This is a genomic window from Phytobacter cepae, from assembly GCF_054165735.1.
Genome location: NZ_CM135107.1, coordinates 2,944,505 through 2,968,028, shown reverse-complemented (window position 1 = coordinate 2,968,028; position 23,524 = coordinate 2,944,505). Strand labels below are relative to the sequence as shown.

The 23,524-nt window shown below is 50.3% G+C and carries 23 protein-coding genes and 1 other annotated feature; of the genes, 19 read left to right on the top strand and 4 right to left on the bottom strand.

Going from position 1 to position 23,524, the window contains the following annotated elements:
- The first annotated feature begins 48 nt into the window (after window positions 1-48).
- The 4 genes from ACUY4Q_RS13855 to ACUY4Q_RS13840 all read left to right on the top strand — a co-directional run bounded on the left by ACUY4Q_RS13855 (window position 49) and on the right by ACUY4Q_RS13840 (window position 6,832).
- Window positions 49-3,876: a TipJ family phage tail tip protein gene (locus ACUY4Q_RS13855; protein ID WP_458043329.1), complete on the top strand. Its 3,828-nt coding sequence runs from the start codon at window positions 49-51 to the stop codon at window positions 3,874-3,876.
- A gap of 56 nt (window positions 3,877-3,932) precedes the next feature.
- Window positions 3,933-5,930 (top strand): pyocin knob domain-containing protein, encoded by a 1,998-nt coding sequence (locus ACUY4Q_RS13850; protein ID WP_458043328.1) that lies wholly within the window; start codon window positions 3,933-3,935, stop codon window positions 5,928-5,930.
- A complete protein-coding gene (locus ACUY4Q_RS13845) occupies window positions 5,930-6,346 on the top strand; it encodes a tail fiber assembly protein (RefSeq protein ID WP_458043327.1) in 417 nt (138 codons plus the stop codon). Before ACUY4Q_RS13850 ends, ACUY4Q_RS13845 begins: the two co-directional genes overlap by 1 nt.
- A gap of 120 nt (window positions 6,347-6,466) precedes the next feature.
- Window positions 6,467-6,832: a hypothetical protein gene (locus tag ACUY4Q_RS13840; protein WP_458043326.1), complete on the top strand. Its 366-nt coding sequence runs from the start codon at window positions 6,467-6,469 to the stop codon at window positions 6,830-6,832.
- Between the two features lie 249 nt (window positions 6,833-7,081).
- On the opposite strand, the gene ACUY4Q_RS13835 is transcribed toward ACUY4Q_RS13840, so the two are convergent.
- Window positions 7,082-7,756: an HNH endonuclease gene (locus ACUY4Q_RS13835; protein WP_458043325.1), complete on the bottom strand. Its 675-nt coding sequence runs from the start codon at window positions 7,754-7,756 to the stop codon at window positions 7,082-7,084.
- Window positions 7,749-9,272, bottom strand: a complete 1,524-nt coding sequence (locus ACUY4Q_RS13830; RefSeq protein WP_458043324.1) for an AAA family ATPase — start codon at window positions 9,270-9,272, stop codon at window positions 7,749-7,751. Before ACUY4Q_RS13830 ends, ACUY4Q_RS13835 begins: the two co-directional genes overlap by 8 nt.
- A 547-nt stretch (window positions 9,273-9,819) precedes the next feature.
- On the opposite strand from ACUY4Q_RS13830, the gene ACUY4Q_RS13825 reads away from it, so the two are divergent.
- Window positions 9,820-10,014, top strand: coding sequence for a hypothetical protein (locus tag ACUY4Q_RS13825; protein WP_458043323.1), 195 nt, complete (start codon window positions 9,820-9,822; stop codon window positions 10,012-10,014).
- Between the two features lie 65 nt (window positions 10,015-10,079).
- Here ACUY4Q_RS13825 and ACUY4Q_RS13820 read toward each other — a convergent pair whose 3' ends face one another.
- Window positions 10,080-10,340: a hypothetical protein gene (locus tag ACUY4Q_RS13820; RefSeq protein WP_458043322.1), complete on the bottom strand. Its 261-nt coding sequence runs from the start codon at window positions 10,338-10,340 to the stop codon at window positions 10,080-10,082.
- Window positions 10,341-10,555: 215 nt separating this feature from the next.
- Here ACUY4Q_RS13820 and thrS point away from each other — a divergent pair, with 215 nt between their 5' ends.
- The 14 genes from thrS (at window position 10,556) to selO (ending at window position 23,216) form a co-directional block, all read left to right on the top strand.
- Window positions 10,556-12,484, top strand: coding sequence for a threonine--tRNA ligase (thrS, locus tag ACUY4Q_RS13815; RefSeq protein ID WP_458043321.1), 1,929 nt, complete (start codon window positions 10,556-10,558; stop codon window positions 12,482-12,484).
- Between the two features lie 3 nt (window positions 12,485-12,487).
- Window positions 12,488-13,030: a translation initiation factor IF-3 gene (infC, locus tag ACUY4Q_RS13810; protein ID WP_437430553.1), complete on the top strand. Its 543-nt coding sequence runs from the start codon at window positions 12,488-12,490 to the stop codon at window positions 13,028-13,030.
- Between the two features lie 94 nt (window positions 13,031-13,124).
- Entirely contained in the window at window positions 13,125-13,322 is a 198-nt protein-coding gene (gene rpmI, locus ACUY4Q_RS13805) for a 50S ribosomal protein L35 (RefSeq protein ID WP_003030583.1), read from the top strand.
- 51 nt (window positions 13,323-13,373) lie between these two features.
- Window positions 13,374-13,730 (top strand): 50S ribosomal protein L20, encoded by a 357-nt coding sequence (rplT, locus tag ACUY4Q_RS13800; RefSeq protein WP_313083822.1) that lies wholly within the window; start codon window positions 13,374-13,376, stop codon window positions 13,728-13,730.
- A gap of 117 nt (window positions 13,731-13,847) precedes the next feature.
- Window positions 13,848-13,971 (top strand) — a sequence feature (Phe leader region).
- Entirely contained in the window at window positions 13,853-13,897 is a 45-nt protein-coding gene (gene pheM, locus ACUY4Q_RS13795) for a pheST operon leader peptide PheM (RefSeq protein WP_001386830.1), read from the top strand. It overlaps the preceding feature by 45 nt.
- A 51-nt stretch (window positions 13,972-14,022) precedes the next feature.
- Window positions 14,023-15,006, top strand: coding sequence for a phenylalanine--tRNA ligase subunit alpha (gene pheS / locus ACUY4Q_RS13790; protein WP_458043320.1), 984 nt, complete (start codon window positions 14,023-14,025; stop codon window positions 15,004-15,006).
- 15 nt (window positions 15,007-15,021) lie between these two features.
- Window positions 15,022-17,409 carry a phenylalanine--tRNA ligase subunit beta gene (pheT, locus tag ACUY4Q_RS13785; RefSeq protein WP_458043319.1) on the top strand — a complete coding sequence of 796 codons (2,388 nt, stop codon included), beginning with the start codon at window positions 15,022-15,024 and terminating at the stop codon, window positions 17,407-17,409.
- 4 nt (window positions 17,410-17,413) lie between these two features.
- Window positions 17,414-17,713, top strand: a complete 300-nt coding sequence (gene ihfA / locus ACUY4Q_RS13780) for an integration host factor subunit alpha (protein WP_001229266.1) — start codon at window positions 17,414-17,416, stop codon at window positions 17,711-17,713.
- A gap of 100 nt (window positions 17,714-17,813) precedes the next feature.
- On the top strand, window positions 17,814-18,800 hold the full coding sequence (btuC, locus tag ACUY4Q_RS13775) for a vitamin B12 ABC transporter permease BtuC (RefSeq protein WP_458043318.1): 987 nt from the start codon (window positions 17,814-17,816) through the stop codon (window positions 18,798-18,800).
- 34 nt (window positions 18,801-18,834) lie between these two features.
- On the top strand, window positions 18,835-19,386 hold the full coding sequence (locus ACUY4Q_RS13770; protein WP_458043317.1) for a glutathione peroxidase: 552 nt from the start codon (window positions 18,835-18,837) through the stop codon (window positions 19,384-19,386).
- Window positions 19,383-20,132: a vitamin B12 ABC transporter ATP-binding protein BtuD gene (btuD, locus tag ACUY4Q_RS13765; RefSeq protein WP_458047341.1), complete on the top strand. Its 750-nt coding sequence runs from the start codon at window positions 19,383-19,385 to the stop codon at window positions 20,130-20,132. The genes ACUY4Q_RS13770 and btuD overlap by 4 nt, the downstream gene beginning before the upstream one ends.
- A gap of 75 nt (window positions 20,133-20,207) precedes the next feature.
- The gene (locus ACUY4Q_RS13760; protein ID WP_458043316.1) at window positions 20,208-20,672 is read left to right on the top strand and encodes a C40 family peptidase; all 465 of its coding nucleotides are present in this window, start codon (window positions 20,208-20,210) and stop codon (window positions 20,670-20,672) included.
- 326 nt (window positions 20,673-20,998) lie between these two features.
- A complete protein-coding gene (locus tag ACUY4Q_RS13755; protein ID WP_458043315.1) occupies window positions 20,999-21,712 on the top strand; it encodes an EAL domain-containing protein in 714 nt (237 codons plus the stop codon).
- A 61-nt stretch (window positions 21,713-21,773) separates the two neighbouring features.
- Window positions 21,774-23,216 (top strand): protein adenylyltransferase SelO, encoded by a 1,443-nt coding sequence (gene selO, locus ACUY4Q_RS13750; protein ID WP_458043314.1) that lies wholly within the window; start codon window positions 21,774-21,776, stop codon window positions 23,214-23,216.
- 7 nt (window positions 23,217-23,223) lie between these two features.
- Here the strand turns inward: selO and hemP are convergent, their stop codons facing one another.
- On the bottom strand, window positions 23,224-23,421 hold the full coding sequence (gene hemP, locus ACUY4Q_RS13745) for a hemin uptake protein HemP (protein WP_458043313.1): 198 nt from the start codon (window positions 23,419-23,421) through the stop codon (window positions 23,224-23,226).
- Window positions 23,422-23,524: the final 103 nt, after the last annotated feature.

The following is a 23,524-nucleotide window of genomic DNA, read 5'->3' as shown; positions in this document are numbered from 1 at the left end:
TCTTTCAGCAAATAGCACCCAATAGGGTGCTTTTTTTATGGATGTAATATGGCAACGATCACTGGTGCGAAGGGCGGAGGCCAGAAGCAGCATACGCCCGTAGAACAGCCGGATTCAGCTCAGTCGATGGCGCGGTGCCGTATGTTGCTGGCGTTAGGGGAAGGCGAGTTTGCGGGTGGCCTGGATGCGACACGTATATTCCTGGATGGCACACCGCTGGGCAATGCTGACGGAACAATGAATTTTGAGGGTGTTTCGTGGGATTTTCGACCAGGAACACAGACTCAGACACCGATCCCCGGTTTCCCCGCTGTCGAAAACGAAATAAGCATTGGTGTTTCACTCACGAAAGCAACGCCATGGACGCGGGCTATTAGTAATACCCAGCTCGATGCAGTGCTGGTGCGCGTTGGCATTCCGCAGCTACAAAAGCAGGAAAAAGACGCGGATATTGTTGGCACAACTGTCAAATACCATATCGACCTGGCTATAGACGGTGGCGCTTTTTCCACAATCATGACCAAAACAGTCACGGAGAAACTCAGCGCGCTGTACGAACTGACGCATCGCATAAATTTGCCAAAGGCCAATACTGGCTGGCAAATTCGTGTAGTCCGCGACACCGCAGACAGTACCAGTCAGTTGCTGCAAAATAAAACGCAGGTGCAGGCGATAACTGAAGTGATCGATGCGCGCCTGCGTTATCCGCATACAGCGCTGTTGTATGTGTCATTTAATGCAAAATCATTCAGCAATATTCCAAAGATCTCCTGCAAGCCCAAAGGGCGCATCATCCGTATTCCCCAAAACTATGACCCGGTTGCCCGCAGTTACAGCGGAACCTGGAACGGTACGTTCAAATGGGGCTGGACCAACAACCCGGCGTGGATCTGGTTTGATGTCCTGACAGAGCCGCGCTTTGGCCTGGGTCGTCGTGTAACTGTAGACATGCTGGATAAGTGGGAGCTTTACCGCATTGCCCAACGCTGCGATCAGAAGGTACCGGACGGGAAAGGTGGCAATGGTAATGAGCCTCGCTTCATGTTCGACGTCTATATCCAGTCCGAAGCAGATGCCTGGCAGGTGATTAAGGATATCGCCGCGGGCTTCAACGGAATGACTTTCTGGGGCAACAACATGTTCAATGTTGTCTCCGATATGCCAGCTGATATGTCGAAGTTGCAGATCCTCACCCGTGCTTCTGTAGTTGGCAAGCCGGTGTACTCGAGCGGCAGTGAAAAAAACCGTTTCTCCAGTGCACTTGTTAACTTCAGCGACCCGGACAATCACTATCAGGACCGTACTACGGCAGTGATGTTCCCCGAACTCGTGAAGCAGTTCAAATTTAAGCAGACACAGTTAACAGCTATCGGTTGCACGCGTGAAAGCGAGGCGCAGCGACGCGGTGGATGGGCGGTGTACTCTAACTTCCTGGACCGAATCATCACACTGCAGACGGGTCTGGACGGGGTTGTTTATGTGCCGGGAACAGTTTTTGCCTTTGCTGATGAACGGGTGTCCGGTCGCATTTATGGCGGACGCATCACCGAATATAATTCTGCGATTAAAGCTGTTACAACGGATCGCGGGACCAGTGCTGTTGCAGGGGATTCATTGCTGATCCGCACTCAGGGCGGCACTGTTGAAAGTCGGGTTATCCAGGCAGTAAATGGCACGCAGCTGATTGTATCCACACCGTTCAAAGCTGCACCACTCCCTAACGCCATATTCGTTATCGATGCCGGACAGCTCCGCCTGCAGTATTTCAGAGTAACTAATCTGACATTTAATGATGAGGAAAATACATTCACCATTACCGGGACGGAATACAATGCGTCAAAATATGATGCTGTTGATAACAACGCCCGTCTGGATACCCCTCCGATCAGCCTGATTCCAACCGGGCTGGTGGCGCAACCACAAAATGTAGTTATTACCAGTTACGACTCCGTCCGCCAGGGGCAGCGTATTGCTACGCTGGTTGCGTCCTGGGATCCGCCTCTGGATAAGAATGGCAAACCCCAGGCAGATATCGTTTCATACCGGGTACAGTGGAAACGGGGTGAGAATGAGTGGATCAATGTTCCTGCAACAGGGCTACGTAATATCGAAGTGCCTGGGATTTTTGAAGGCGACTACCTCGTCAGAGTTTGTGCCATTAATTCTGGGGGGGCGTCGAGCCTCTGGGCGTCCTCCACTCTTACGCACCTGAGTGGGCGAATCGGCGCGGTACCGAAGCCTGTCGGACTTATTGCTACGCCAATCAACTGGGGTATTCAGCTCAACTGGGCATTCCCTGCAGGCAGCGAAGATACCCTTCAAACAGAAGTTCAGTACTCTGCATCGAGTACGGGTAATAACCCGATGCTCCTGGCCGGCGTTCCTTACCCCCAGCATTCATATACTCAGGCGGGCTTACGTGCAGGGCAGGAATTCTGGTACCGGGCGCGCCTTGTCGACCGTATAGGTAACCAGTCAGACTGGACTGACTGGGTGCGCGGGATGTCGAACGACCAGGCCAGTGATTATCTGGACGCTATTAAAGACCAGGTTCTGCTGGCCGCTGACGGTAAGGCGTTAACCGAGAAAATTGATTTCAGTATCGCCGGGATTTTGCAGGGCACACTGGCGGATATCCAGGGCGCGAAAGTTTCATTCGAGCAGTTTGGCATTGCGCGCGCTGAGATCTCCCAGGCTCAGGAGCTCATAGCTGATGCTGACAAGGCGTATGCGGAGTTCAAAGACCTGGTGGCTGTCCGGTTTGGTGACAGTGCTGCCGAAATCCTCACGGTTAAAAAGGCGCAGGCCACAACGGATTCTGCGTTGGCATCTCTGACCACAACGGTACAGGCGACCACGGAGAATGTGGATGCTCTCACTGGACGGATAACTAAAGCCGAGGCCAGTGTGGTGAGCATCAGCGAGGCGCAGACCAGTACTGACAAGGCGCTGGCTACGCTTGAGCAGCAGACAACTGCGACGTTTGATAAACAGCAGTCTGCGATAAACCAGAAGTTCACCTCATACGCTGACGCCACAAGTGCCAATGCTATCTACACGCTAAAAGCGGGCGTGAAATACAACGGCAATTACTATGATGCGGGTTTGTCGGTAGCGGTACTGGTCAACAATGGACAGGTATCAACCCGCGTTGCCATTAATGCAAATGAACTGGTTGTATTGTCCGGTAGCAGTACCAGCCAGATGTATTCGCCGTTCGCCATCATAAATGGTCAGGTGTTTCTGAACGATGCCTTTATTCAGAACGGCACAATCACGTCGGCCAAAATCGCGGATGCGGCCATCACCAACGCCAAAATCGCAAATGCCTCCATCACTAACGCCAAAATCAGCGGCGATTTGTGGTCAGCTAATTTTGTGTCGGGCATGTTTGGCTGGATTGTGAGGCAGGACGGCAGCGCTGAATTCAATAACGTTTTGATACGGGGGACTGTTGAGGCGGATGAATTTATTGGCGACGTGGCAAACGGGCAGGTATTCCCGGATACGGGCATCTCATCAACAGCCAACGTTGCCTTTACCTATACGGATTCCGGGACCAAATCGCGGGCTAAACATGTCGTGCTGATGGCGATGGTGAGTGTGGGTGGAGCAACCGGGCCAGGCACAGACGGCGGCGCAGCGGACGTGACCATGAGAATAGGTAACGTCAGCAAAACCTACCGCGTCAAAACAGTTTCCGGGCAAGGCAGGGTTTATACCACGTTGATGGTCAGCGCACTTATAACAGCGCGTTCTGTTGCCTGCTCTATTTCAGCTAACACCGGCGGTGAGTCATCAGGTGGCACCTGCCAGATCCTGTCTCCCAGCGTGATCGTTGCCCGTGGTTCGGGCGCATTCGAACAGACCACCTAATCCACCCAATACCACAAACCCGGCTCCGGCCGGGTTTTTTTATGCCCGGAGATAATATGTCCGCAGGAACTCTCAAATTTACCAACGGCTCAAACGCAGTTGTCGGTACCGGCACCACCTTCACCACAGACCTGAAAGCCGGTGATGTCATTACAACGACCATCGGCGGGGTGTTCTACACCCTGTTTGTGGATACCGTGACGAGCAACACCGCCGCCACGCTGACCGACCCGTTTACCGGGCCGACGACGACCGGCGCGGCATGGGTCGCCGTGCCGCAGCTGGCGCTCAACCGCATCACTGCGGCGCTGGCCGCACAAACAGCTGAAGCCGTTCGTCGCATTCTCCAGGAGAACGCCAACTGGCAGGCGTTTTACTCCGGCAGCGGGGATATCGTGGTCACGCTCCCGGATGGCACGCCGACGGGGCGACAGGTACCCGGCCCGTCCTGGTCGAAACTGATGACTACCATCGGCACTCCCCGCCAGTTTCGGGGTGACGTGGGGACCGCTGATTTAAACACGATTGATGGCTCTGTCGAGGGGGATTACAACCAGCCCCGCAACTCCAGCGCGACGGCGTCCCGTAATTATCCCGTCAATCTGGCGGGCTCCCTGCGTGTCTACAGCACCAACGCCAACAATATTAAATCCTGTATTCAGGAGTACGACGTATGGGACCGCAACAACACCTATACCCGATGCGGTGTCAGTACTGCCGCTGGCGTGGTCACCTGGACTGACTGGAGTGAGGTGAGTGCCGGGGCGCTGCGGTCAACACTTATCGCAAGTACCACTGACCTGGATACGCTGAACAGTCTGGCGTATCTGGGCACCTACCGCGTTTCTGCCGGGACACTGGCGAACCACTATCCCTATGAAGGTTTTGCGGGCTCTGTTGAGGTCGTCCAGGGTTACAGCAACGGGGTACAGCAGTTTGCCGTGTCTAACTACGGCAACACCTTTATGCGCTATATGTCCAGCGCAACAGTATGGTCAGCCTGGGTTAATACCGGCATTCAGGCACTGCCAGCTTTCTTTGAGGGAAATGCGGATAATTTACTGGATGACGGGGACTACCCCACCAGTAGTTTAACAACAGGGCTACCGGGACTCGATATGCTGGGCCTGGGGTCGCTGCCTTCAAACTGCCGTCTTGCAGTTCGTACGCAGCGCAATAACACCTCTGTCACCCAGGAATGGACTATTTATGGTTCCAGTGTCTCGCATAATGGGCGTAAATTTCACCGCGAGAAATTTTCGACTAATGCCTGGACGCCGTGGCAGGAAATCCTCGACACGCGGAGCATTGGCAACCTGTTCGGCATCGGGGCATCAAATCCGTCTCTGACCGGATTCGACTGGCAGAATTACGCGTTCGTCAACGGTGCCAGCTATCAGGTTTCTGCACCCAGCCAGGTGAACCCGCCCGTTGAGCTGAGTCAGCTGGGCAATCTGTCTTTGGGTGTCAATGTCCTGGGGATGTCGGGCGACCCGTCCAGCACCACGGCTATTTCCTGGTGCCTGATGCAGGTCTCCACCTACGTGAACGGGACCGGGTCCACCCGGCGCTTATTTCACGTTGTGTTTCGTGGCACGAAGGGCAACCGCTCTTATTCTGTAATCGAAATCCTCGCAGGCGCTGATATGGCCGACGCCCGTAACCGGCTGGGGGCATTCCCGGCGGCAGGGGGAACGCTGGGCGGTCCTCTTGCGATTAACACTGCGGCGAACATCAGAACTACGCTCGCAAACCTCGGCTTTTCTCAGGCCAGCGTGAATGCCTTTGACATCCCTGGTGCATCCCGAAATATGCGCGTAGTTACTGCAACCGCAGTTGTGACAACTAATAGCGCAGGGAATGGCACGGTGACGTTTCCGTCAGCATTCCCGAATGCGTGTATGTCGGTTGTCGCCAGCCACGGCGACAGAAATGGCGTCGGCACACTGAACGTTGTCGGATTTTCCACGGGCAGCATTACGGGATTCAATTTTTACGCGGAGGGCGTCATCAGTGCCGCCTGCCGTGTTAACTACATTGCAGTGGGGTACTGATGATGATGTACAGCTCGAAGGTTCAGGGATTTTTTCCGTCTGATGAGGAAGAACAGGCGCCCTATAATGAATCAGGCAATCTGCCTGATGACCTGAGTGAAATCTCTGACGAGGATTATGCCGCCTGGATTAATCCGCCAGCTGGCAAATGCAGTGCCTGGATGGAGGGAAAACCGGTGCTGATTGATGCGCCGGCGGTGAATTACATTCTGGAAGCGGAAACAAAGAGGCAGCAACTTCTTTCAGAGGCTCAGGCCGCCACGTACACCATCAACCTGAAACTGGCGATGGGGCGCACACTGACCGACAAAGAGAAGGTAAAGGTGAATGCCTGGCTGGATTACGTTGATGCGCTAAACGATAGCGACCTGTCAACAGCACCTGACATCGACTGGCCAGAACAGCCTACTGTTTGAATAACAGTTTACAGGGAAGAACCAGAGGCTATTCAAATGTGGCTTTGCCCCTGACCTGACCAGTAAAGTCAGTCATAATTAATCCAGCTTCTTTTCCATAATCTCTCAATAAGGACAGCTATGCACTTTAAATCAGGGATTTTGCTGGCAGGAATCATGCAATTGTCCGGATGTGTGGTGGATGATATGGATTCATCAAATTATAACTATGTCCCGTGGATACAGGTCTTTCAGAAGGTGGACGTTACTGGATGGACGAACATCCGCGACCGTAAGGAAGCACTATACAGTTGCGGTGTCGATCGTCGACAAAATCTGGATGACAAAAACTGGGGGCTGAACGTGGCCTATGAGAATGAAACGCTGCAGGACATCACCAGTCGAAATAAACGCATTTTTGCCTGCATGAAAAGTAAAGGGTATCAGGTCTATGGTTTTGACGAGTGTGGACCAATCAAAAAACCTACCGGACTATGTCCTAACTGAAATTGTCCCATGGGATAATCCTAACAACCTGCGAATAGGGTTACGGGCAGATTACGCTTTCTCAGTGTCCGCTGAGATCGAAAAGCGGAAGTCTGCGGCTTTCTTACTGCGAGATGGAAGTGTCACTAATTTTACCGTATATTAACGAGCGGGAGCATTTCGCTCCCTAAGTAGCTAAATAAAATTAGCTTAACACGCACATTACTACTTTTTACTACACTTTCTGTTATATTTCCAATTGACTAGGTGTCAACGCAGGTTTATTTTTTGCATCAGAGCCTTTAAGGCAATTTCCGCATCGACAGGATTTAGATCATCATAATCCGCCAACCACACTTGAACTGACTCACTAAAACTATTAGTGATACCAATTTCAGTTCCTAACTCTGGAACAAACTCAGAGGTGCCACAAATGGCTTCGCTGAACCGAATTAAATTGCAAATACGGAAAGTTTCGCGGCCTTTATCTGTAATTACTTCATGATATGACCTGCCTTTTTTATCTTTTCTTAGAGTAATATGATCATTGTAAGAGTCAAAGTGCGGATGTATTATTTTGTAAGACTCAGTATTCTCAGGGTAGGGTGCTCCGCTGTCGAGTGTAATTAGTAGCGGGTTTTTTTTGGATTTATACGTATTACAGTCTTTGCACGTAACAGCAAGATTTCTGGGAGTGTAAAGATATTGTGGGTAAGAAGATTTAGGAATAATATGATCAATATCCCATTGCCCACCATGAAATTCTTCTCTTAATCTTCCACAATAAGGACATATGAACTCTTGTTCATTGCGATGATAATCTCTAACTTCTTTGCGGAAGGCTTTACGCACTGAGCACGTACCATCCCAGTGCGAGGCGTCTCCATTGAATGTATTTACAAATTCCTGAGATCTTTCGCTGTATACAATAGGTCTATTAATCATCAGAACTCCTTGCATATTCAAAGCTAAGAATCTGCTTGAATATCAGTTGTACAGGGTCTCCTTCCGGTATTCTCTTTTTATTAATGAGTATGCTGATTTCGTGCATAAATTCATTGTCATCTTCTGTAAGGACGATCGTTTTCGATATCTTAGAAAGTATTAAAAGTAATTTTTTTATGATGAAGTCATTTTTATACCCTGGGCTTTTAAAAACACCGGTAAGTTGTTTTCCAGCAGACTGCTCTCTATAGGCTTTCAAGGGCTGTAGCTCATAAAATCTACCTTTCTCAAGTTTGTTTTCATTTCTTATTATTGAATCAAGATTATCTCTATTTTCTAGAGACAGCACACAGCCATTATCAAACTGCATGCCAGAAATAATTTGAGGTGAATGCGTCGCAATAAGTATATGAGCTTCAAGAGTGTCGGGGCATAAAAGAGATATGAAACGCATAAAATTAAGTTGCCATTCTGGATGTAAACTATTCTCTGGTTCGTCAATACAAATCATGCAGTTTTTTTCTACATATCCACTTAATACAATTGCATTGCCGAATAGTGTTCTCTGCCCAGAACTCAGTGAAACTATGTTGACTTCTTTTTTTGAGTTATGATGCATTACCTGAATTTCAGATACAGTAATCACATCCAATACAAATAAAATACCAATTATTTCAACTTCATTAAGATCATCAAATAGAGATTTAGATTCCGTGCTAATCGTTCCTTCTGCAACAGAAAAATATATACTATTGAAATTTCCCTGTGAAAACTTCCCTGCATCTAACATTAGCAATGTATCGTATAACCCATCCAAATGTTCTTTATATTTACTTTCTCTCAATATAATTTCAATCGACTTGTCCAACTTGAAATTTCTATTTTTTAACTCTTCGTTTTTTATATAATTAATTTTCTTGGTATGCGTAATACCTTCGTCAGACAGTATTGCACCCCCATTGTCCAAACTGCTTAACATAGACAAGACATACTTTATGTTGTGTATGTTTAAAGTACACCTAAGGTGCAAATCAGATTGCAACCCAAACATCATAAATGCTTCTTTCACTCTTTTAGCGTCTTGCAAACCTCTTTTGTTTTTATGACGTAATGAATTTTTAATGCATTGGTCAACAATGCCAGTTATCCCTCGTCTAGTATTGTCATTTACCTCTGGGTGAATGTAACTCATTGTAATTTCAGTTGCTTCTTTATTATTTAATTTATCATTGAGGATTCTATTGGATGTGAATCTATCAAACCTTGAGTTGCATATAGCAATGATTTTACTAGGATTCCTCTCTGACAAACATTCAAGTTCAACAGCGGGGTTGTGACCGGTGTTATTTGCATTGCTAAACAGAAAGAAATTTATAGCCTTACTTAATAAACTAGATTTTCCGCTTGCGTTATCACCGGTGAGAATTGTGTAATAATTGTTATGTGAGTCTTCACTAAAGTCACGGACTCTTATCTTGTCTCGACTTTCGTTCATGATTGAATTTATTCTAAACATTTTCATCCTTAACATTGAACTTAATTAATAATATTATTAATTACATCATTTTCCCGGTTCAGCCACGTGAGCTAGGTTCGGAGCATCACTAAGCACCGTCATCCCAGCAATCCTTATGTTGTGGATACCTTGGATTTCATTGGCATGTTAAGAGCCGATTGTTGTGGCATAGTAAATTTGGCTACTGAAACATAGGTGCCATCATTACTTTGCAGTATATCCCCTCTAGTGACAAACTGAATTTGGTCATCTCTTTATAGGCGCGAAAATTCCGCTCATGGCATAAAGCAGCCTTACCAGGTTTCTTTTGAGCCCAGGATATTTTGCCAACTCCACAAAGCATCCATGAGTTTTGTTCGTCATCTGGAAGTGCCAGCTCTGGTAGCCTTCAACCAAAATCAGTCAGATATTCAGTCGTAAAAATTGATAGCTGAAACCAGTATTGATTTGCCCCTCAATTAAAACTACTGTTTGCATATACAGTGATTATTGAGGGCAGATCATGCCACGCCGAGACGATATAGGTACCGCATTTAGAGCAGCGCTGATGAGAAACCCGAAGGGCTATCTGTGGCTGAGAACTGATGATTTCATCAGGGAACTGGCCGTGAAAAACTGGCATTTCACCCGGGAGGATGCAAACAACTGGATCATCCGTTACCAGTTTGATTTTGCGGACCAGACGTCAGACCACAGTGAAAATCGTCTCTGGCTGCTGCGCAACATGGGGATGGTGCACTGATGGGGTTTCCGAGTCCAGCTCAGGATTACGTAGAGCAAAGAATAGACCTGAACACCGTTTGCGGATTAACCCCGACAACGGGAGTGATAGACACCGCAACCGGGTACGCGATTGTTGAAACGCAACCAGTTCGCATTGAACAGGGTGACACCCTGCTTATTGGGGGGAGCGTTGGATTTCAGTTTGTACGACTGCACGGACATGCGTTCGTCACGCCGGATGGCGACGTCTATGAGGCTGAAGGCCAGGACGGTATCGTGGTGATCGGTCAGGTTAAGTTTTTTGTGTTGCGAGCGGATGAGGATGGTTGCCCAGTTATCTGACATGTAAACACATAACTTTTAACAAAGTGCTGAGACGTGTACTATTGCAGTGAGCTTATCGACAGAAGTGAAGGGTACATTTCATATTTGGTACACATGAATGTACACATTTATCAGAGTGAAGATAAAAACCTTTGCTAACCTGCTGATAGTAAATTGAAAAATGATTTTGCATGTGATCTTACGTGTGGGTCACCACTGCGAATTAAGGATATGAAATGCCAGTAATTACTCTTCCTGATGGCAGTCAACGCCATTTTGATCATGCTGTAAGCCCGATGGACGTTGCTCTCGACATTGGCCCGGGGCTTGCGAAAGCCACCATCGCCGGTCGTGTAAACGGCGAATTGGTTGATGCGTCTGATGTCATTGAACAGGATGCCACGCTCTCTCTCATCACCGCAAAAGATGAAGACGGTCTGGAAATCATCCGTCACTCCTGCGCGCATCTGTTAGGTCATGCGATTAAGCAGCTGTGGCCAAACACCAAAATGGCCATCGGCCCGGTCATCGATAACGGCTTCTACTATGATGTTGACCTCGACCATACGCTGACCCAGGAAGACATCGACGCGCTCGAAAAGCGTATGCACGAGCTCGCCGAGAAAAACTACGACGTTATCAAGAAGAAAGTCAGCTGGCATGAGGCGCGTGAAGCCTTTGTTAAACGCGGTGAGAGCTATAAAGTCTCTATTCTTGACGAAAATATTGCCCATGATGACAAACCTGGTTTGTATCATCATGAAGAATACATCGACATGTGCCGCGGTCCGCACGTGCCGAATATGCGTTTCTGTCATCACTTCAAGCTGATGAAAACAGCCGGCGCTTACTGGCGTGGCGACAGCAACAACAAAATGCTGCAGCGTATTTATGGCACCGCATGGGCCGATAAAAAAGCCCTGAACGCCTATTTACTGCGTCTTGAAGAAGCAGCAAAACGAGACCACCGTAAAATTGGTAAGCAACTCGACCTGTACCACATGCAGGAAGAGGCACCGGGTATGGTATTCTGGCATAACGATGGATGGACCATTTTCCGTGAACTGGAAACGTTTGTTCGTTCTAAACTGAAAGAGTATCAGTACCAGGAAGTGAAAGGCCCGTTCATGATGGACCGTGTGCTGTGGGAAAAAACCGGCCACTGGGACAACTACAAAGATGCGATGTTTACCACATCCTCTGAAAACCGCGAGTATTGCATCAAGCCGATGAACTGCCCGGGTCACGTGCAGATCTTCAACCAGGGGTTGAAATCCTACCGCGACCTGCCGCTACGTATGGCCGAGTTTGGTAGCTGCCATCGTAACGAGCCATCTGGCGCGTTGCATGGCCTGATGCGCGTTCGTGGCTTTACTCAGGATGATGCGCACATCTTCTGTACCGAAGAACAGGTACGTGATGAAGTGAACGCATGCATTCGACTGGTCTATGATATGTACAGCACCTTTGGCTTCGAGAAAATCGTTGTCAAACTGTCCACTCGTCCTGAAAAACGTATCGGCAGTGACGAAATGTGGGATCGTGCTGAGGCGGATCTGGCGGTTGCGCTGGAAGAGAATAATATCCCATTTGAGTATCAACTGGGTGAAGGCGCATTCTACGGTCCGAAAATTGAATTTACCCTGTATGACTGTCTCGATCGCGCCTGGCAGTGCGGTACTGTACAGCTGGACTTCTCCCTGCCGCAGCGTTTGAACGCCTCTTATGTAGGCGAAAGCAACGAACGTCAGGTACCGGTGATGATTCACCGTGCAATTCTTGGGTCACTGGAACGCTTTATTGGCATTCTGACCGAAGAATTTGCCGGTTTCTTCCCAACCTGGTTGGCACCCGTGCAGGTTGTGGTGATGAATATCACTGATTCTCAAGCCGAATATGTCAACGAATTGACCCAAAAATTGCAAAATGCGGGCATTCGTGTAAAAGCGGACTTGAGAAACGAGAAGATTGGCTTTAAAATCCGCGAGCACACTTTACGTCGTGTCCCTTATATGTTGGTCTGTGGTGATAAAGAGGTGGAAGCAGGCAAAGTGGCCGTTCGCACCCGCCGCGGTAAAGACCTGGGCAGCCTGGACGTAAGTGAAGTGATTGAGAAGCTGCAACAAGAGATTCGCAGCCGCAGTCTTCAACAACTGGAGGAATAAGGTATTAAAGGCGGAAAACGAGTTCAAACGGCACGTCCGAATCGTATCAATGGCGAGATTCGCGCCCAGGAAGTTCGCTTAACTGGTCTGGAAGGTGAGCAGCTGGGTATTGTGAGTCTGAGAGAAGCGATCGAAAAGGCTGAAGAGGCCGGAGTAGATTTAGTTGAAATCAGCCCTAACGCCGAACCGCCAGTTTGTCGTATTATGGACTACGGCAAGTTCCTTTATGAAAAGAGTAAGTCTTCTAAGGAACAGAAGAAAAAACAAAAAGTTATTCAGGTCAAGGAAATTAAATTCCGACCTGGCACCGACGATGGCGACTACCAGGTAAAACTCCGCAGCCTGGTACGCTTTCTGGAAGAGGGTGATAAAGCTAAGATCACGCTGCGTTTCCGCGGTCGTGAGATGGCTCACCAGCAGATCGGTATGGAAGTGCTTAATCGCGTCCGTGACGATCTGAGTGAACTGGCAGTGGTCGAATCCTTCCCATCGAAGATCGAAGGCCGCCAGATGATCATGGTGCTCGCTCCTAAGAAGAAACAGTAAGGCCTTCAAGTAGCGATTCCTGTGGAGCGAAAGCTTCGCAGGATTTGCTCGCCTTTGTTTCGTTTATTAACAATGCGAAGTGGAAGTTATTAAAATGCCAAAAATTAAGACCGTACGCGGTGCTGCTAAGCGCTTCAAAAAAACCGGTGGTGGTGGATTTAAGCGTAAGCACGCAAACCTGCGTCATATTCTGACCAAAAAATCTACTAAGCGTAAACGTCACCTGCGTCCAAAAGGCCTTGTTTCTAAAGGCGATCTGGGTCTGGTAATCGCGTGCCTTCCGTACGCATAAGTCGTTAACGTTTTTTAACTTTTTAATTAGAATAGATACAGGAGAGCACATATGGCTCGCGTAAAACGTGGTGTAGTTGCCCGTGCACGTCACAAGAAAATTTTGAAACAAGCTAAAGGCTACTACGGTGCGCGTTCTCGCGTATACCGCGTTGCCTTCCAGGCTGTTATCAAAGCAGGTCAGTATGCTTACCGTGACCGTCGTCAACGTAAGCGTCAGTTCCGTCAACTGTGGATTGCGCGTATCAACGCAGCAGCACGTCAGAACGGTATTTCTTACAGCAAATTCATCAACGGCCTGAAAAAAGCTTCTGTTGAAATCGACCGTAAGATCCTGGCTGACATCGCAGTATTCGACAAAGTAGCGTTCTCCGCTCTGGTCGAAAAAGCGAAAGCAGCACTGGCATAAGCCAGTTGAAAGAGGGAGCTTGTCTCCCTCTTTTTCGTTTTAACCCTGTCACTACGTTGACATTTATCCGATGAGCCCTTTCAATAAGGTGCCCGGTTTTTACCACACAAGGTAACGCAAGCATGAATGCTGCTATTTTCCGCTTCTTTTTTTACTTTAGCACCTGAACCCGGGAGGCGAGTGCGTGAAAGAAGAAACGGAAAATTAACGCCAAAAGCCTCCAACAGGAGGCTTTTTTTGTGTCTGAATTTTAAGTAAAAAGTCCAATAACAAGGACATAACGAGGAAAATTATGTCACATCTCGCAGAGCTGGTTGCCAGTGCACGGGCAGCCATTAATGATGCCTCAGATGTCGCTACGTTAGATAACGTACGTGTTGAATATCTGGGTAAGAAAGGGCATTTGACCCTTCAGATGACCACCCTGCGTGAGCTGCCGCCAGAAGAGCGCCCGGCTGCCGGAGCGGTGATTAACGAAGCAAAAGAACAGGTTCAACAGGCATTAAATGCGCGCAAATACGATTTAGAAAACGCAGCGCTGAATGCCCGTCTTGCGGCCGAGACCATTGACGTTTCCCTGCCGGGCCGTCGTATTGAAAATGGTGGTCTTCACCCGGTGACCCGCACCATTGACCGTATTGAACACTTCTTCGGTGAACTCGGTTTCACCGTGGCAACCGGTCCAGAAATTGAAGATGACTACCACAACTTTGATGCGCTGAATATTCCTGGTCATCACCCGGCGCGTGCCGATCATGACACCTTCTGGTTCGATGCGACCCGTCTGCTGCGTACGCAGACCTCGGGCGTACAGATTCGTACCATGAAAGACAAACAGCCACCGATTCGTATCATCGCCCCGGGCCGCGTGTATCGTAACGATTACGATCAGACCCACACCCCAATGTTCCACCAGATGGAAGGCCTGATTGTTGATACCAATATCAGCTTTACCAATCTGAAAGGGACGCTGCATGATTTCCTGAGCAACTTCTTTGAAGAAGATCTGCAAATTCGCTTCCGCCCGTCTTACTTCCCGTTCACCGAACCGTCTGCTGAAGTGGACGTGATGGGTAAAAACGGCAAATGGCTTGAAGTGCTTGGCTGTGGAATGGTGCACCCGAACGTGCTGCGTAACGTTGGCATCGATCCGGAAGTGTATTCTGGCTTTGCCTTCGGTATGGGTATGGAACGTCTGACCATGTTGCGTTACGGCGTGACCGATTTGCGCGCATTCTTCGAAAACGATTTGCGTTTCCTGAAACAGTTTAAATAAGGGCAGGACAGAACAATGAAATTTAGTGAACTGTGGTTACGCGAGTGGGTTAACCCGGCTGTCGATAGCGACGCGCTTTCGGATCAGATCACCATGGCCGGTCTCGAAGTTGATGGAGTAGAACCTGTTGCAGGCGCTTTTAACGGGGTAGTTGTGGGTGAAGTGGTTGAATGCGGTCAGCATCCCAATGCCGATAAGCTGCGCGTCACCAAAGTCAATGTTGGCGGTGAGCGTCTGCTGGATATTGTTTGTGGTGCACCAAACTGCCGTCAGGGGCTGAAAGTGGCGGTGGCAACAGTGGGTGCAGTGCTGCCGGGCGATTTTAAGATCAAAGCAGCAAAACTGCGTGGCGAACCGTCAGAAGGAATGCTGTGTTCGTTCTCTGAGCTGGGTATTTCTGACGACCATAGCGGTATTATTGAGCTGCCAGCGGACGCGCCGATTGGCACCGATATTCGTGAATACCTGAAACTGGACGATAACACCATTGAAATCAGTGTTACGCCAAACCGTGCCGACTGCCTTGGCATCATCGGTATTGCCCGTGATGTGGCTGCGTTGAACAAAGCCCCGCTGGTTGAACCGGAAATCGAACCGGTCGCGGCAACCGTCGCCGATACGTTATCCATTCAGGTTGACGCCTCTGATGCCTGCCCACGCTATCTGGGTCGCGTCGTCAAAGGCATCAATGTTAAAGCGCCAACGCCGCTGTGGATGAAAGAGAAACTGCGTCGCTGCGGTATTCGTTCCATTAATGCGGTGGTTGACGTAACCAACTACGTGCTGCTCGAACTGGGCCAGCCAATGCATGCCTTCGATAAAGATCGCATTGAGGGCGGTATCGTCGTTCGTATGGCACACGAGGGGGAAACCCTGGTACTGCTGGACGGCACCGAAGCTAAGCTGAACGCCGATACGCTGGTCATCGCCGACCACAACAAAGCGCTGGCGATGGGCGGTATTTTTGGCGGTGAGCATTCAGGTGTGAATGATGAAACCCAAAACGTACTGCTGGAGTCTGCTTTCTTCAGTCCGCTGTCCATTACTGGCCGTGCGCGCCGCCATGGTCTGCACACGGATGCCTCTCACCGCTATGAACGTGGCGTGGATCCGGCGCTTCAGTACAAAGCAATCGAGCGTGCAACCCGTCTGTTAATCGACATCTGCGGCGGCGAAGCCGGTCCGATCATTGATGTGACCAATGAAGCCACGCTGCCAAAACGTGAAACCATCCGCTTGCGTCGTAGTAAGCTGGATCGCCTGATCGGACACACTATTGCCGATGAAGAGGTCAGCGATATCCTTAAGCGTCTTGGCTGCGAAGTGACTGAAGGTCAGGACGAGTGGCACGCTGTTGCACCCGCCTGGCGTTTCGATCTTGCAATCGAAGAAGACCTGGTGGAAGAAGTTGCCCGACTGTACGGTTATAACAACATCCCTGATGCGCCGGTTCAGGCGGGCCTGGTGATGGGTTCTCACCGTGAAGCCGACCTGTCGCTGAAGCGTGTAAAAACGCTGCTTAACGATAAAGGCTATCAGGAAGTGATCACCTACAGCTTTGTTGATCCTAAAATTCAGCAGTGGATCCATCCGGGTGAAGAAGCGTTGATCCTGCCAAGCCCGATCTCCAGCGAAATGTCCGCGATGCGTCTCTCTCTGCTGACCGGCTTACTGGGCACCGTGGTGTATAACCAGAACCGTCAACAGAACCGCGTTCGTATTTTCGAGACCGGTTTGCGGTTTGTGCCTGATACTCAGGCCCCGCTGGGGATCCGCCAGGACGTGATGTTAGGTGGCGCCATTTGCGGAAACCGTCATGATGAGCACTGGAATCTGGCAAAAGAGAGCGTTGATTTCTTCGATCTGAAGGGCGACCTGGAGTCATTGCTGGACTTAACGGGCAAACTGTCCGCTATTGAATTCCGCAAAGCGAATAATCCTGCGCTTCATCCTGGTCAATCTGCCGAGATTTATCTGAAAGATGAATATGTTGGTTTCATTGGCGTGGTGCACCCAGAACTTGAACGTAAGCTGGATCTCAATGGCCGTACGCTGGTCTTTGAATTGTTATGGAACAAGGTCGCAGACCGCGTGGTTCCTCAGGCGCAGGAGGTTTCGCGCTTCCCGGCAAACCGTCGTGATATCGCTGTTGTCGTGGCTGAAAATGTCCCTGCGGCAGATATTTTGAACGAATGTAAGAAAGTTGGCGTAAATCAGGTAGTTGGCGTAAACTTATTTGACGTGTACCGCGGTAAGGGTGTTGCGGAGGGGCATAAGAGCCTCGCCATTAGCCTGATCCTTCAGGATACCAGCCGTACACTCGAAGAAGAGGAGATTGCCGCTACCGTTGCCAAATGTGTAGAGGCATTAAAAGAGCGATTCCAGGCATCATTGAGGGATTGAACCTATGGCGCTTACAAAAGCTGAAATGTCAGAATATCTGTTTGATAAGCTTGGGCTTAGCAAGCGGGATGCCAAAGAACTGGTAGAGCTGTTTTTCGAAGAGATCCGTCGTGCTCTGGAAAACGGTGAGCAGGTAAAACTCTCCGGTTTTGGTAACTTCGATCTGCGTGATAAGAATCAACGCCCGGGTCGAAACCCGAAAACGGGCGAGGATATTCCCATTACAGCGCGGCGTGTGGTGACCTTCAGACCCGGTCAGAAGTTGAAGAGCCGTGTCGAAAACGCTTCGCCTAAAGAAGAATAATCTGATCTAACTAAAAAGGCCGCTTAGCGGCCTTTTTTCTTTCCACTCCACGTTAGCGCCTTTAAAATCAACAGCCTTAACGATCGATTAACGAAATGCCATGCAGAGATATGCTCAACGACAGCGACGTCGGAACAGCCAATGGCTTGCGGGTCTGACGCTCCTTTTGCTGCTCGCCGTGATGATAAGCCTGTGTGCTGGGGACCAGTGGATTGCGCCTGGTAAGTGGTTTAATGCCAATGGGCAGCTTTTCGTCTGGCAGATTCGTATGCCGCGAACGCTTGCTGTATTACTGGTCGGGGCTGCACTGGCCCTCTCGGGAGCCATTATGCAGGCGCTATTTGAAAACCCGCTCGCGGAACCCGGATTGCTCGGTGTCTCTAACGGCGCCGGAGTAGGGTTAATTGCGGCAGTATTACTGGGCGGTGGCACATTACCTGACTGGTCGTTGGGGTTGTGTGCCATTGCCGGAGCGCTGGTGGTCACCGTGATCCTGTTGCGCTTCGCCCGGCGTCAACTGTCTACCAGCCGCTTACTGCTGGCAGGTGTGGCACTGGGCATTATTTGTAGCGCGCTGATGACCTGGGCCATTTACTTTTCCACCTCCTTCGATCTACGCCAGTTAATGTACTGGATGATGGGCGGATTTGGCGGTGTCGACTGGCGTCAAAGTTGGCTGATGCTGGCGCTGTTGCCCGTTATGGTCTGGGTCTGTTTCCAGTCTCAACCGCTGAATATTCTGGCCCTCGGCGAAACGTCTGCCCGTCAGTTAGGGTTGCCACTATGGCTATGGCGCAACCTGCTTGTGGTCGCGACGGGCTGGATGGTTGGCGTCAGCGTTGCGCTGGCGGGGTCGATTGGCTTTATCGGCCTGGTCGTCCCCCATATGCTGCGGCTGTGCGGCTTGACCGATCATCGTGTACTGCTTCCAGCCGGGGCACTGGCAGGTGCCATCGCGTTATTGTTTGCAGATGTGGTGGCACGTTTGGCGCTCAACGCGGCAGAGCTGCCCGTAGGCGTGGTGACCGCAACACTGGGCGCACCTGTTTTTATCTGGCTATTATTAATGTCCAGGGTCGGGCGCTAAGACGCGTGACCTGTCTTTCAACTGAGAGGATGCTATGCACCAGGATATTTTGAACACTGAGATTACAACGATTGATGGCGAAACTCTTTCGCTGGATACGTACCGGGGTAAGGTTCTGCTGATCGTGAACGTGGCGTCAAAATGCGGTCTGACGCCGCAGTATGAGCAACTGGAAAACATTCACAAAGCATGGGAGAAAGACGGCTTTAGCGTTCTCGGCTTCCCGTGCAATCAGTTCCTTGGTCAGGAACCGGGCAGTGAAGAAGAAATCAAAACCTTCTGCAGTACGACTTACGGCGTGACCTTCCCCCTGTCAGCCAAAATTGATGTCAACGGTGAAAAACGTCATCCGCTTTACAGCAAACTGATTGCAGCAGCACCGAAAGCCGTCGCACCCGAGGAAAGCGGCTTTTATGAACGCATGGCAAGCAAAGGTCGTGCACCGCTCTATCCGGACGACATTCTGTGGAATTTTGAAAAATTCCTGATTGGTCGTGATGGTCAGGTTATCCAGCGTTTTTCCCCGGATATGACGCCGGAAGATCCTATCGTGATGGAAGCTATTAAGCTGGCACTGGCAAAATAATGACCTTGCTGCAACTTCACAACGTTGAGGATGCAGGCAGGCTGGGGCCGGTAACGGCCTCGGTCACTCAGGGGGCTATGTTGCATCTCGTGGGGCCGAACGGCGCAGGAAAGAGCACCTTGCTGGCCCGTATGGCGGGTGTGACGCGCGGTGCTGGCGAGGTTATCTTAGCCGGGCAGACTCTCGACACGGTGCTTGCACCCGTGCTGGCACGGCAGCGTGCTTATCTGGCGCAGCAACAAACGCCGCCGTTTGCCATGCCCGTGTGGCACTACCTCTCCCTGCATCAGCACACACGCCCTCATGACGAGCTGAGTCGCCTTATCTCGGAGGCGCTGGGGTTGAGCGACAAACTGGGTCGACCGGTGAATCAACTTTCGGGGGGGGAATGGCAACGCGTACGTCTGGCAGCCGTCATTTTACAAATTCATCCGGTCGTCAATCCTGAAGGGCAACTGCTGATACTTGATGAACCCATGAACAGCCTTGATGTTGCGCAACAGGCGGCGCTCGACCGCATTTTAAGCGAGCTGGTGCAAAAGGGAATAACGATTATTATGAGCAGCCATGACCTGAATCATACGTTGCGTCATGCCCACCAGGTCTGGCTTCTGAGTCAAGGAAAACTGCTGGCAGCGGGACCGCGTGACGCTGTGATGACTTCGCAAAATCTTACCCACGCTTATGGCATTCCCTTTCGCCGTCTCGACATGGCGGGCCATCGAATGCTCATTCCTGAGGTGTGAGGTTAAACCTGCTTGCGCAAAAGTTAATTCACACGCTAAATTATTCCTGCATAACGATAAATGAGGTTTTCCAGAATGCGCATCTGGTTTCTTTTAGTGGCAACATTAGTGCTCGCAGGATGCAGCAGCCATCGCGCACCGCCCCCTAACGCACGGCTTTCAGATTCAATTACCGTCATTGCGGGTTTGAACGATCAGCTTCGTGACTGGCGCGGGACGCCGTATCGCTATGGTGGGATGAGCCGGAATGGCGTGGACTGCTCCGGTTTTGTCATGATGACCTTCCGTGACAAGTTCGCGCTGGCGCTGCCGCGCGACACCCGCTCGCAGGCCGATATTGGCACGCGGATCGATAAAGACGACTTGCTGCCAGGCGATCTGGTTTTCTTTAAAACAGGATCCGGTGAAAATGGGCTGCACGTTGGCATTTATGATACGGATAATGCCTTCATTCATGCCTCCACCAGTCAGGGGGTGATTCGCTCCTCACTCAATAATGTCTACTGGCGGAAAAATTTCTGGCAAGCCCGGCGTATTTGAATCCCATCCTTCATGATTCCTCACGGGCGGGTGGCTTGACCCGCCGTCGATGAGTACTAAACGCAAACTTCCGTGGATATTCCGTCTAAAATTCATCATTTCTTCAATATTTTTGATTTTACTAGGGTTTGCCGCATAGTGACTTCCCGTGACCGGGAAGTGGCTGGCAGGAAAAATTTATCCAGGATAAGCTGACAGAAGTTGTAGGGAACGCGTAACAGAATAATGGAAAATCATGAAGCCTGGCTTATTAAAATCAACTACGTTGAGAATGGTCGCATTTGTTTATCAATGCCGGATCTCACCCATGAAACGGGGCTGGCGCAATGATCGTATCGTTAGATGACTCTTACAGTTCAGAACTCTCTTTTCTGCCTGCCCGCAGCGGCTTTGGCATGCTGGTTGGGCTGGAAATTGTCGTCAATTTTGTCGGGGTGTCGAATAATGTTCGCGCCCCTGTAGAGCTCATTTTACCGCGTCTCAATGCCGCGGATGCGCTGACCTTATTTAAAGAGCAGTTGGCCCTTGCCGAGTCGTGCAAGCTTTTTTTCATTCAGCATCAGCTCGTTGCCTGGATAAACATTTCACCCGCCATCGTTGAAGCATTAATTTCAGATGAAGAGTTATCAGCCACGGTTGCCCGGCTGACTTTTGTGGAACTTTCGATCACTGAAAATTTCCCCGATTTAAATCTTGGCCGTGACAATCCGCAGCTAGCCCGCTTGTGCGATCGTTATCCCATTGTGCTGGCGAATTTCGGTGCCGGTAACATAACCTCTAAAGCTATTTTCGACGGACTCTTTAAGCGCGTCGCGCTGGATAAAAACTTTGTGCATCAGCGCTTAACTTCACGCTCTTTTGAGCCTTTTATGCGGGCGATTGTGTCGCAGATTGCGCCTTACTGCCGTTCGGTCATGATTGCCGGCATTGACGACGAGAAAACGTTAAAACGTGTCGCACCTTATCAATTCAGCGCTATGCAAGGGAATCTGTGGCCTGCGGTGACGGTGCCGATGATCACCAGCCTGGTGCATGTCTAAGAAACCTTTAACCACTGTTTAACATTCCTTAAACACTCTACAATAAAAGGCAGGAGGAACCATGAACCTGTCTTTTATTACTCGCTGGCGCGATGAGCTGCCAGGCTTTTATACCTCACTTTCCCCAACCCCTTTACAGAATGCCCGCGTGCTCTGGCACAACGAAACGCTGGCGGAAACGATGGGGATTGCCCCATCACTGTTTACGCCTGAGGTTGGGGCGGGGGTATGGGGTGGTGAAACACTGCTGCCCGGCATGTCGCCTCTGGCACAGGTCTACAGTGGGCATCAGTTTGGTGTCTGGGCCGGTCAGTTGGGCGATGGCCGGGGCATTCTGCTCGGTGAGCAACAGTTGCCGGATGGCACCACGCTGGACTGGCATTTGAAAGGGGCGGGGCTGACACCTTATTCCCGGATGGGCGACGGGCGCGCGGTTCTGCGCTCTACGCTGCGCGAAAGCCTGGCGAGTGAAGCGATGCACGCGCTTGGGATCGCCACTACGCGCGCACTGTCGGTGGTCACCAGTGATACGCCCGTTCAGCGTGAACGCGCTGAGCCGGGGGCAATGATGATGCGTATTGCGCAAAGCCATGTCCGTTTTGGTCACTTCGAGCACTTTTACTACCGACGCGAACCGGAAAAAGTTCGTCAACTGGCCGATTTTATTATCCGTCATCACTGGCCGCACTTGCAGGACGAGGCCGACAAATACGTGCTGTGGTTTAGCGACGTGATTACGCGCACGGCGCAGCTTATTGCTCGCTGGCAGGCGGTCGGTTTCGCCCATGGAGTAATGAACACCGATAACATGTCGATTCTGGGCCTGACGATGGACTACGGGCCCTTTGGTTTCCTGGACGACTACAAGCCGGACTTTATCTGTAATCATTCGGACTATCAGGGACGGTACAGTTTCGATAATCAGCCGACGGTTGCCCTGTGGAATTTGCAACGGCTGGCACAAACGCTTTCACCGTTTATCAGTATCGATGCATTAAATGCAGCGCTGGAAGGGTATCAGGAGGTCCTCCTGAACGAGTACGGAACGCTGATGCGGCAGAAACTCGGTTTCTTTACCCAGCAGAAGGCAGACAATGAGGTGCTGAGCGGCCTTTTCTCACTGATGGCTAAAGAAGGAAGCGATTACACCCGCACGTTCCGCTTGTTGAGTCATACAGCGCAACAGGAGCAACAGTCACCGCTGCGCGATGAGTTCATTGACCGCGAGGCCTTTGACAGCTGGTATACGCGCTATCGTGAACGCTTACTGGCGGAACAGGTTGAAGATGCGGCACGTCAACAGGCTATGCAAAGCGTTAACCCTGCGGTGGTGTTGCGCAACTGGCTGGCACAGCGTGCGATCGAACAGGCAGAGCAAGGAAACACGGATGAACTTTATCGCCTGCATGCGGTATTGCGTGAACCGTATCGCGACCGCGACGATGATTACAGCAGGCGGCCGCCTGACTGGGGCAAGCGTCTTGAAGTGAGTTGTTCGAGTTAAACGACACTCATTTAGTGAGGATAAGTTTGCCTGCCTGGGTTTGACGCAGCAGGTATTCTTGTCCCTGATGAATGATAACAATGCGGGCGGACTTTCCGAGCAGGTCCTGGCTGCTGATGCGTCGATCGCCAGGCAGGATGCTGGCGGGGTTTGCATTCGTCGCTGGTGGCTCAGCCTGAGCGGTGGTGTTATCCCTGTTAGACATGATAGATCGCAATGAGAGTCAAGTTATATTGATAATCATTATCGATACTTCATCTGATGACGGCAAGTATTATTCAAAGAATTGATAAGTTTACTGAATAAGT

Coding starts and splice junctions, on each gene's coding strand:
- ACUY4Q_RS13820 (WP_458043322.1), bottom strand. CDS start 10,340: ATGTCAGATAACTGGGCAACCATCCTCATCCGCTCGCAACACAAAAAA.
- thrS (WP_458043321.1), top strand. CDS start 10,556: ATGCCAGTAATTACTCTTCCTGATGGCAGTCAACGCCATTTTGATCAT.
- btuC (WP_458043318.1), top strand. CDS start 17,814: ATGCAGAGATATGCTCAACGACAGCGACGTCGGAACAGCCAATGGCTT.
- ACUY4Q_RS13845 (WP_458043327.1), top strand. CDS start 5,930: ATGATGATGTACAGCTCGAAGGTTCAGGGATTTTTTCCGTCTGATGAG.
- selO (WP_458043314.1), top strand. CDS start 21,774: ATGAACCTGTCTTTTATTACTCGCTGGCGCGATGAGCTGCCAGGCTTT.
- ACUY4Q_RS13850 (WP_458043328.1), top strand. CDS start 3,933: ATGTCCGCAGGAACTCTCAAATTTACCAACGGCTCAAACGCAGTTGTC.
- ihfA (WP_001229266.1), top strand. CDS start 17,414: ATGGCGCTTACAAAAGCTGAAATGTCAGAATATCTGTTTGATAAGCTT.
- ACUY4Q_RS13760 (WP_458043316.1), top strand. CDS start 20,208: ATGCGCATCTGGTTTCTTTTAGTGGCAACATTAGTGCTCGCAGGATGC.
- ACUY4Q_RS13770 (WP_458043317.1), top strand. CDS start 18,835: ATGCACCAGGATATTTTGAACACTGAGATTACAACGATTGATGGCGAA.
- ACUY4Q_RS13855 (WP_458043329.1), top strand. CDS start 49: ATGGCAACGATCACTGGTGCGAAGGGCGGAGGCCAGAAGCAGCATACG.
- rplT (WP_313083822.1), top strand. CDS start 13,374: ATGGCTCGCGTAAAACGTGGTGTAGTTGCCCGTGCACGTCACAAGAAA.
- pheT (WP_458043319.1), top strand. CDS start 15,022: ATGAAATTTAGTGAACTGTGGTTACGCGAGTGGGTTAACCCGGCTGTC.
- pheS (WP_458043320.1), top strand. CDS start 14,023: ATGTCACATCTCGCAGAGCTGGTTGCCAGTGCACGGGCAGCCATTAAT.
- rpmI (WP_003030583.1), top strand. CDS start 13,125: ATGCCAAAAATTAAGACCGTACGCGGTGCTGCTAAGCGCTTCAAAAAA.
- hemP (WP_458043313.1), bottom strand. CDS start 23,421: ATGTCTAACAGGGATAACACCACCGCTCAGGCTGAGCCACCAGCGACG.
- ACUY4Q_RS13830 (WP_458043324.1), bottom strand. CDS start 9,272: ATGTTTAGAATAAATTCAATCATGAACGAAAGTCGAGACAAGATAAGA.
- ACUY4Q_RS13755 (WP_458043315.1), top strand. CDS start 20,999: ATGATCGTATCGTTAGATGACTCTTACAGTTCAGAACTCTCTTTTCTG.
- ACUY4Q_RS13825 (WP_458043323.1), top strand. CDS start 9,820: ATGAGAAACCCGAAGGGCTATCTGTGGCTGAGAACTGATGATTTCATC.
- ACUY4Q_RS13835 (WP_458043325.1), bottom strand. CDS start 7,756: ATGATTAATAGACCTATTGTATACAGCGAAAGATCTCAGGAATTTGTA.
- ACUY4Q_RS13840 (WP_458043326.1), top strand. CDS start 6,467: ATGCACTTTAAATCAGGGATTTTGCTGGCAGGAATCATGCAATTGTCC.